5 protein-coding genes and 1 pseudogene are annotated in these 6,814 nt (G+C 70.1%); 2 read left to right on the forward strand and 4 right to left on the reverse strand.

What is annotated here, in order from left to right; genetic code table 11:
- The first annotated feature begins 534 nt into the window (after nt 1–534).
- Nucleotides 535–2,604 carry an elongation factor G gene (gene fusA, locus ABZ646_RS36730; RefSeq protein ID WP_360529035.1) on the forward strand — a complete coding sequence of 690 codons (2,070 nt, stop codon included), beginning with the start codon at nt 535–537 and terminating at the stop codon, nt 2,602–2,604.
- A 371-nt stretch (nt 2,605–2,975) separates the two neighbouring features.
- Nucleotides 2,976–4,154 (forward strand): annotated as a pseudogene (locus ABZ646_RS36735) (extracellular solute-binding protein); the annotation flags it as partial.
- On the opposite strand, the gene ABZ646_RS36740 reads toward ABZ646_RS36735, so the two are convergent.
- The 4 genes from ABZ646_RS36740 to ABZ646_RS36755 all read right to left on the reverse strand — a co-directional run.
- Nucleotides 4,084–4,803 carry a type 1 glutamine amidotransferase domain-containing protein gene (locus ABZ646_RS36740; protein ID WP_360529038.1) on the reverse strand — a complete coding sequence of 240 codons (720 nt, stop codon included), beginning with the start codon at nt 4,801–4,803 and terminating at the stop codon, nt 4,084–4,086. The pseudogene ABZ646_RS36735 and the gene ABZ646_RS36740 sit on opposite strands and share 71 nt — an antisense overlap.
- Before the next feature lie 29 nt (nt 4,804–4,832).
- Complete coding sequence (locus ABZ646_RS36745; protein ID WP_360529041.1) at nt 4,833–5,222, reverse strand: nuclear transport factor 2 family protein; 390 nt, start codon at nt 5,220–5,222, stop codon at nt 4,833–4,835.
- A gap of 45 nt (nt 5,223–5,267) precedes the next feature.
- The gene (locus ABZ646_RS36750; protein WP_360529044.1) at nt 5,268–5,867 is read right to left on the reverse strand and encodes a flavodoxin family protein; all 600 of its coding nucleotides are present in this window, start codon (nt 5,865–5,867) and stop codon (nt 5,268–5,270) included.
- 134 nt (nt 5,868–6,001) lie between these two features.
- Nucleotides 6,002–6,814 (reverse strand): helix-turn-helix transcriptional regulator (locus tag ABZ646_RS36755; RefSeq protein ID WP_360529047.1); only part of this gene is annotated, 813 nt, incomplete at its 5' end.

A 6,814-nucleotide genomic window follows, 5' to 3' on the forward strand; every position in this document is an offset into this window, starting at 1 on the left:
GGCCAATCGCTGGAGTTGCGGCGTTCTTGGCTGCCGGGGCGGAAAGCGCCTTCCGTGTGCGTGGAGTTGTCGGCGTCGGCCGGATGAATGTCCGGAAAATGCCGGGTCAATGAGCCGTGCAATTCCCTGAGGGTGGAGAAAAGGAACGAAACCGGTGTCTCGCTCGAAAACCGGGTGCCGTGTCCCGTGCCCGCTGCCTACACTCACTCGGTATCACGCACCGTAGCCGTGGAACGCGGTCCTGGTGTGGTGCCGTGACGAGTCCGGACGAACGAGGGGAGAGGGTCATGCGTGTGCGCGCGGCCGTCGTCTCTCCCCGTTCCCGCTACGAGGTGATCCTCGTGTCCCCGTCACTCCGGTGCCCGCCGCGCGGCCGGCACCGGACTCCGTGACGCTCGGCTGAACTCCCAATCTCCGGCATATGCCCGGACTTTGACATGCTGTCAGTCGCGCCTCGGTGAACCTTGCCGCACGGGAAATTGCGCCGACCGTCCGGACGCTGTTCCGGGTACTCCATTCGAAAGGCCTCGGGCCGTGCGCACCGAACTCCGCCACAACTCCGTCGACCCCCTTGCCGCCGTTCGCAACCTGGGCATCCTCGCCCACGTCGACGCCGGAAAGACCACCGTCACCGAACGCATACTCTTTGCCACCGGCACCATCCACAAACGCGGCGAGGTCCACGACGGCACCACCGTCACCGATTTCGACCCCCAGGAACGCGACCGCGGCATCACCATCTTCGCGGCGGCCGTCAGTTGCGCCTGGGACGGTCACCGGGTCAACCTCATCGACACTCCCGGCCACGTCGACTTCGCCGACGAGGTCGAGCGCTCCCTGCGCGTCCTCGACGGCGCGATCGCCGTGTTCGACGCGGTGGCCGGTGTGGAGCCGCAGAGCGAGTCGGTGTGGCGGCAGGCCGACCGGCACGGCGTGCCCAGGATCGCCTTCGTCAACAAGCTGGACCGCGCGGGCGCCGACCTCGACAGAGCCGTCGAGTCGATCCGGGCCCGACTGCACCCGGCCCCGCTCGTCGTCCAGTTGCCCATCGGCAGGGAGGACGGCTTCACCGGCGTCGTCGACCTGGTGCGCATGCGCGCACTGGTCTGGGCGGACGGCGGCGCCGCGGCGGTGGCGGGGCCGGTGCCCGCGCACCTCGGCGAGGAAGCGCGCCGACGGCGACGGGTGCTGGAGGAGAAGGTGGCCGAACTGCACCCGGCCGCGCTGGAGGAGTTCTGCGCGCCGGCCGGCCGGCTGTCCACCGGCACCCTGGTCACCGCCCTGCGCGACCTCACCCGCACCGGCGACGGCGTGGTGGTGCTGTGCGGCTCCGCCTACCGCAACCGGGGCATCGAACCGCTGTTGGACGCGGCCGTGGCGTACCTGCCGTCGCCGCTCGACGTCCCCGCCGTGCGCGGCACCTACCGGGGTGCCGAGCAGCGGCGGCCCGCCGACCCCGGCGCACCGTTCGCGGCGCTCGCGTTCAAGGTGACCGCGACCGCCACCGGGCGCCTCACCCATGTCCGTGTCTACTCGGGCACGATCGAGAAGGGAGACACCGTGTGGGACCCGGCGACGCGCCGCACCGAACGCGTCGCGCGCATCCTCCGCGTCATGGCCGACCGGCACGAGCCGCTCGACCGCGCGGTGGCCGGTGACATCGTCGCCGTCGTCGGGCTGAAGTCGGCCCGCCCCGGCGCGACGCTGTGCGCCCCGGACGCCCCGCTGCTGCTGGAACCGCCCCGCGTCGCGGAACCGGTGGTGTCCGTCGCCGTCGAGGCCCGCCGCCGTACCGACACCGAACGGCTGGCCCAGGCGCTGTCCCGGCTCGCCGAGGAGGACCCCTCGCTGGTGGTGCGCACCGACGCCGAGACAGGGCAGACCGTGCTGTCCGGAATGGGGGAACTGCACCTGGAGGTCGCCGTGGAGAAGATCCGCCGTGCCGGCGGACCCGAGGTGACGGTGGGCCGGCCGCGCGTCGCCCTGCGGGAGACCGTGGTCCGCGGGGTCACCGGCCAGGTCCACCGGCACGTGCACCAGAACGGCGGTGCGGGGCAGTTCGCGCACGTCGTCCTGGACGTCGAGCCCCTGGGGGAGCGCGGCGGTTTCGAGTTCCGGTCGGCGGTCGTGGGCGGACGGGTGCCGCAGGAGTACGTCCGCGCGGTCGAGGCCGGCTGCCGGGACGCCCTCACCGAGGGTCCGCTCGGCGGGCATCCGGTCACCGGGCTGCGAGTCACCCTGACCGACGGCTCGACGCATGTGAAGGACTCCTCCGACACGGCGTTCCGCGCGGCGGGCCGGTCCGGTCTCCGGGAGGCGCTGCGGGCATGCGCGATGGTCCTGCTGGAGCCGGTCGCAGAGGTCGCGGTCACCGTGCCCGAGGAGGCCGTCGGCGGCGTGCTCGGCGACCTGGCGGCCCGGCGCGGCCGGGTGACCGGCTCGGAGTCCCGGGGCGGGGCGGCGGTGCTGACGGCGACCGTACCCCTGGCCGAACTCTTCGGCTACGCGACCCGTCTACGAGGGCGCACCCGGGGCCGCGGCACCTTCACCGCCACCCCGACGGGCTACGCCCCGGCCCCGGCCGGGGCGATGACCGCCCGGTGACGTGGGGGTGGGGGCCGGGGGGAGACCTCCCGGCCCCCACTGCTGTCCCGCTGCCCCGCCACCGGACGCGAGGCCATGACCTGCCTCCCTGCTCACCGTCGAAACACAACCGTTGCGGAACGGCGGCCGGCCACCGCTCCGTCCGGATCTGGGCGCTTCGGCCCAGGTCACACCCCCGGGCGCCGTCGACCTCCGCCCCGGAACCGGCTGTTCCCCCGGTCGCCCGCGTCGGCACCCGTGCCGGATCTCTTGACGCACCCCTGATCGGAGTATTAACTCACGTCCTAAATTAAGCCATGAGGGGCTTCGGGGGCCGACCTGTGTGAAGCCCTCTCGGGGTTCTCCACTCCCGGAAAGGCACAGCTGGAGCCATGCGCAGCATCCGAGCCGCGGCCGTAGGCGCCGTCACCATGTCTCTCGCCCTCGCGGCCACGGCCTGCGGTGGCGGTTCGTCCACCGGGGGCGGGTCGAACGACTCCCCGAAGACGCTCACCTACTGGGCCTCCAACCAGGGCGCCAGCATCGAGGTCGACAAGAAGGTGCTCCAGCCGGAGCTCGACAAGTTCCAGAAGCAGACCGGCATCAAGGTCAAGCTGGAGGTCGTGCCCTGGTCGGACCTGCTCAACCGGATCCTGACCGCGACCACCTCGGGCCAGGGCCCCGACGTGCTGAACATCGGCAACACCTGGAGCGCCTCGTTGCAGGCGACGGGCGCGCTGCTGCCCTGGGACGCGAAGAACTTCGCAAAGATCGGCGGCAGGGACCGCTTCGTCGACTCCGCGCTGGGCTCCACGGGCGCCGAGGGCAAGGACCCGGCCGCGGTACCGCTGTACTCGATGGCGTACGCGCTCTACTACAACAAGAAGATCTTCGCCGACGCCGGCATCGCCAAGCCCCCGGTCACCTGGGACGAGTTGACCGCCGACGGCAAGAAGATATCCGCCAGGGGCAAGTCGGTGCTCGGCGCCGAGGGCGGCAACGTCTCGGAGAACATCCACCACGTCTTCGTCTTCGCCAAGCAGCACGGCGCCGACTTCTTCACCTCCGACGGCAAACCGGATTTCACCAACGCCAAGATCGTGGCCGCGGTCCAGCAGTACGTCGACCTGATGGCCAAGGACAAGGTCATCCCGACCGGCGACGCCGAGTACGCGCAGAACCAGTCGGTGAGCGACTTCGCCAAGGGCAAGCAGGCCATGCTGCTGTGGCAGTCGGCGTCCGCCAACCTCACGTCGCAGGGCATGAGCGACAGCGACTACGGCATCGCCCCGGTGCCCGTGCGGTCCGGCACCCCCGGCACCGGCACCCAGGTCAACTCGATGGTCGCCGGCATCAACCTGGCCGTCTTCAAGAACACCAAGAACCTCGACGGCGCCACCAGGTTCGTGAAGTTCATGACCAGCGACGACGAGCAGAAGATCCTCAACACCGCCTACAGCTCCATCCCGCCGGTCAAGACCGCCCAACAGGCCGCGGCCTTCAACACCCCCGCCAACGCCGTCCTGAAGAACACCCTCGCCACCAGCGCCGCGGCCCTGCCCCAGGTCGCCTCTGGCCGGTGATGAGGGTGCGGTCCACCTCGATGTGGGGGGCGAAGTTCTCCTCGCCCTTGCGGTAGTCCGCGCCCACGTCCGCGACCAGACGGTCCTCAAGCAGCCACTTCGCCCGGTCGGCCAGGCCGTTCTGGATTTCCTCGGAGTTGGACAGACCGGTCAGGCGATAGCCGGCGAACGGGGACTTGCCATCGGCGTCCACGGTGGACAGCAACGCGGCCGGGCCGTGGCAGACCAGCGTCACGAGCTTGCCGGAGGCAAGCCAGTCGCTGAGCAGCCGGCCGGCCGCGGGGTCGTCGGACAGGTCCTCCATCGGGCCCCATCCGCCGGGGACGAACACCGCGTCATAGTCGTCGATGTTCACGTCCTCGATGCGGACGGGGTTCGTCAGTTCGGTGGCCTCGTGCAGGGCCGTCTTCATCCGCTCGGCGCCCTCCTCGCCACCGTTGAAGTCCGGGGTGAGGCTGAGCGGGTCGGCGGTCGGCGGGATGCCGCCCGGGGTGGCCGCGGAGATCTCGTAGCCGGCCTTCTTGAAGACGCCGTACGGACCGATGGCCTCCTCGGCCCAGAAACCGGCCGGCTGCTCGAACCCGTCGGCCAGGGTCCAGTGATCGGCGGCGGTGATGAGGAAGAGAATCTTCGCCATGGGGTGCTCCCTGGAGTGAGTACGAACGGTCAGTTGTTGGCGGCCTGCTGGACGACGTGGCTGTCGGCCGCCTGGATCAGGTGCGTGAGCTTGCCGCCGCCGACCGTCCACAGGTGGATGAAGCGCGCGTCCGACTCCTCGCCGGACTTGGACACGGCGTGGTAGTGGCCACGGACGAAGACGTGCTCACCGACGTCGTAGAACTCCTCGGCCACCGCGCCGAAGGAGGTGAAGCGCGGCGCGAGCCGGCCGAAGAAGTCGCCGCCGGCGCTCGCCCAGGTCTTGTAGACGCCGCCGTAGGGGAAGCCAGGGGTGATGTCCCAGACGATGTCGGGGTCGATGACCTCGGCGACGACGTCCGGGGCCATGCCGGAGTCGTAGAGGCGGCGGACGAGAGCGAGGTTCGGGGAGTCGGACATGGTGCTGCTCCTTTGCGGGTCAGGCTGTGGGTGAGTTCTTGGGGTTCAGGCGGCGAGGGCGGCGCGGCCGGCGCGGAAGAAGGCGGTCTGCTGCGCGACGCGGGCGCCGAGGCCTTCGGCGGTGGCGATGTCGGACTTGTGGACCGCCTCCGGGCCGGCATCGACCGGAGTCTGCGCGCCCGCACCGACGAAGTAGCCCAAAAGGTTGATGTCGTCCTCGCTGCCCTCGGTGGAGGCCCAGCCCGGCTGGACACCGAGGCTGACCCAGTGCATGCCGTGCTGGGCGGCCATGGTGAAGAAGTAGCCCAGGGTCGAGGACTTGTCGCCGTTCTTGGCACCGGAGTTGGTGAAGCCGGCGGCGATCTTGTCGGCCCAGGTCTGGGTGTACCAGCGCTTGCTGCTGGTCTCGGCGAAGGTGTGGAAGGCGGCGGAGGCGGTGCCCATGTAGGTGGGGGCACCGAAGATGATGGCGTCGGCGGCGTCCAGCTGCGCCCACTGCTCGTCGGTGATCGTGTCCACGGGGATGGAGATCACCTCGGCACCGGCTTCCGCAGCGCCGCGCGCCACGGCCTCGGCTATGACGGCAGTGTGGCCGTAGCCGGAATGGAAAGCGACGGCGACAGTGGGACGGGAGGTGGAGGACATGGGGGTATTGCTCCTCGAAAAAGACTGTGTGAATCGTGCTCTGGAAGCATGGCACGGAATTCGACAGCGAAGGTAGGAAGGATTCCTCCCTGGCTTTGTTATCCCTGGCTTACGCCTACAATCACCTGTCGATTTCAAGAATTCACGGCGGTGGCCGCCGCCCAGGAGGAAAGGAAGCACAGGCCCTCGTACGCACGCGAGTCGGGTTCGGCGCTCCAGACGATCAGCTGCTGATCGGGGTCGGCCACACAGGTGAGGGCGTCCCAGGCGAGGGAGAGTTCGCCGGCGACCGGGTGGTCGAACACCTTGGTGCCGCCGGTCCGGGCCACCACAGGGCGACCTCCCCACCACTGGCGGAACTGGTCGTCCTGAACCGACAGCTCACCGACGAGGTCGGCCAGTCTCCGGTCGTCGGGGCAGGCCGCGGCCTGCTGCCGCAGCACGGCCACGGCGTTGCGGGCGGAGTCCTCCCAGTCGGCGTACAGCGTTCGCATGGCCGGGGCGGTGAAGAGCAGCCGGACGTAGTTGCGCTGCTGCTGGGGGACCTTCGCGAAATCGGTGCCGAACAGGGCGGCGGCCGTCGGGTTCCACGCCAGGATGTCCAGATGCCGGCCCAGGATCACACCAGGGGCCAGGCTGAGCTCGTTAAGGACGGTGCGCAGCCGGGGGTGCGCCTTCTGCGGGGCTCGCCGCCGCGCCCGGCCGACTTCCTTTCCTGCCAGCTCGAACAGATGGTCTCGCTGGTCATCGCTGAGGTGCAGGACCCGGACAAGCTCGGCCAGCACGGACGCGGAGGGGGCTATACGGCCCTGCTCCAGGCGGGTGTAATAGTCGGTGCTGATGGCGGCCAGCACGGCCACCTCGTCCCGGCGCAGTCCGGCCACGCGACGGCGCCGGTCGGTTTCGGGCAGCCCGACCGTACGGGGGCTGAGCTCGGCCCGACAGGC

The sequence above is a fragment of the Streptomyces sp. NPDC007162 genome (genome assembly GCF_040634175.1).
GTDB lineage: Bacteria > Actinomycetota > Actinomycetes > Streptomycetales > Streptomycetaceae > Streptomyces.